At 67.1% G+C, this 1,863-nt stretch carries 2 protein-coding genes; both read left to right on the top strand.

What is annotated here, in order from left to right; genetic code table 11:
* On the top strand, positions 1-685 hold a 685-nt coding region (locus L0P92_RS44130), incomplete at its 5' end, for an MFS transporter (protein WP_234768765.1).
* A complete protein-coding gene (locus L0P92_RS44125) occupies positions 636-1,808 on the top strand; it encodes an acetoin utilization protein AcuC (RefSeq protein ID WP_234768764.1) in 1,173 nt (390 codons plus the stop codon). The genes L0P92_RS44130 and L0P92_RS44125, both read left to right, overlap by 50 nt.
* Positions 1,809-1,863 lie beyond the last annotated feature (55 nt).

Below are 1,863 nucleotides of genomic sequence, written 5' to 3'. Positions count from 1 at the left end.
CGATATACGCGAAGGTCATCACCAGACACAGCGGCAACAGCACCTTGAAGGGGCCGTTGCCTTCAAGGTGCTGTTGCCGCTGTGTCTGGTGATGACCTTCGCGTATATCGGGGACTCGACCGTCTCCAACTGGAGTGCGAAGTATCTCCAGGATGTGCTGGGGAGTTCGGAGCAACTGGCCACCGTGCCGTACAACGTCTACATGGTGACCACGTTGGTGGGGCGGGCCATCGGGGACTTCGGGGTGCGGAGGTTCGGGGCGGTCGCGGTCGTGCGGATGGGGGCGCTGGTGGCGGCCGGTGGGTTCGCCGTGGTGGCCGGGGCGCCCGGAGCGTGGGTCGGGATGGTGGGGTTCACGCTGCTCGGGCTGGGGCTGTGTGTGCTGGTGCCGCAGACGTTCGCGGCGGCTGGGCGGCTGGCTTCCGAGAAGTACGGGCCGGGGGCTTCGGATGCGGCCGTCGCGCGGCTCAATGTGTTCAACTACGTCGGGTTTTTGATCGGTTCGCCCTTGGTGGGGGCGCTGGGCGATGCGTGGAACTATCGCGGGGCGATGCTTGTGCCGATGGTGTTGGTGCTGGTGACGCTTGTGTACGCCCGGTCGTTCGCCGCTCAACCGGACCGATACGGTGACGGGCATGAGCGGCCGCGCACAGCTGATGTGGGACGAGGCAGTAACGGGCTATGACTTCGGTCGGGACCATCCGATGGACCCGGTCCGGCTCGCCCTGACCAGGAGACTCGTCGACGCCTTCGGGCTGGACAAGGACATGGACGTCGTCGCGGCGCAGCCGGCCGGGGAGTCGACCTTGCGGCTGGTTCATCGACAGGACTACATCGAGGCCGTGAAGGCGGCCTCGGCGGATCCGGGGGCGGCGGATCAGTCGTACGGACTCGGGACGATGGACGACCCTGCCTTTGTGGGGATGCACGAGGTGTCCGCGCTGATCGCGGGGCAGTCGGTGGGGGCTGCGGAGGCTGTGTGGCGGGGGGAGGCGCTGCATGCGGTGAACTTCGCGGGTGGGCTGCATCATGCGATGCCGGGGGGTGCGTCGGGGTTCTGTATCTACAACGACGCGTCGTTGGCTATTGCGCGGTTGTTGGAGTTGAGGGCCGAGCGGGTCGCGTACATCGATGTGGATGTGCATCACGGGGACGGGGTGCAGGCCGCGTTCTGGGAGGACCCGCGGGTGCTGACGGTCTCGTTGCACGAGCATCCTCGTACGTTGTTTCCGCAGACCGGGTGGCCGGAGGAGACCGGGGCGGAGTCGGCGGAGGGTACGGCCGTGAATGTGGCGCTGCCGGCGGGGACCGCGGATGCGGGGTGGTTGCGGGCGTTTCATGCCGTGGTGCCTGAGCTGATCGCTGATTTTCGGCCGCAAGTGTTGGTGACGCAGCACGGGGCCGATACGCATTTCGAGGATCCGTTGGCGCATCTTGCCGTGTCGTTGGATGCGCAGCGGGCTGTGCAGGTGGCCTGTCATGAGCTGGCGCACGAGTATGCCGACGGGCGGTGGGTGGCGCTGGGTGGGGGTGGATATGCCGTGGTGGAGGTTGTGCCGCGGTCGTGGACTCATCTGGTGGGGATTGTTGCGGGGCGGGAGATTGAGCCTGCGGCGGTGATTCCTGAGGGGTGGCGGCAGGAAGTGTTTGCGCGGACTCGGCAGTTGGGGCCGGTGCGGATGACTGATGGGCGGTGGCCGGTTTCCTGGGCTGGGTGGGAGGCGGGGTATGACCCTGCGGATCGGCTGGATCAGGCGGTGTTGGCTACTCGGCGGGCTGTGTTTCCGTTGCGGGGGTTGTTGGCGTAGGGGGTGAGCCGGGGGATTTCGCCCCCGCCGCCCCTACCCGGCCCATCCCTGATTG

This window comes from Streptomyces muensis (genome assembly GCF_021474425.1).
Taxonomy (GTDB): Bacteria; Actinomycetota; Actinomycetes; order Streptomycetales; family Streptomycetaceae; genus Streptomyces; species Streptomyces muensis.
This window is presented reverse-complemented; position numbering and strand designations above follow the sequence as displayed.

Coding starts and splice junctions, on each gene's coding strand:
- L0P92_RS44125 (WP_234768764.1), top strand. CDS start 636: ATGAGCGGCCGCGCACAGCTGATGTGGGACGAGGCAGTAACGGGCTAT.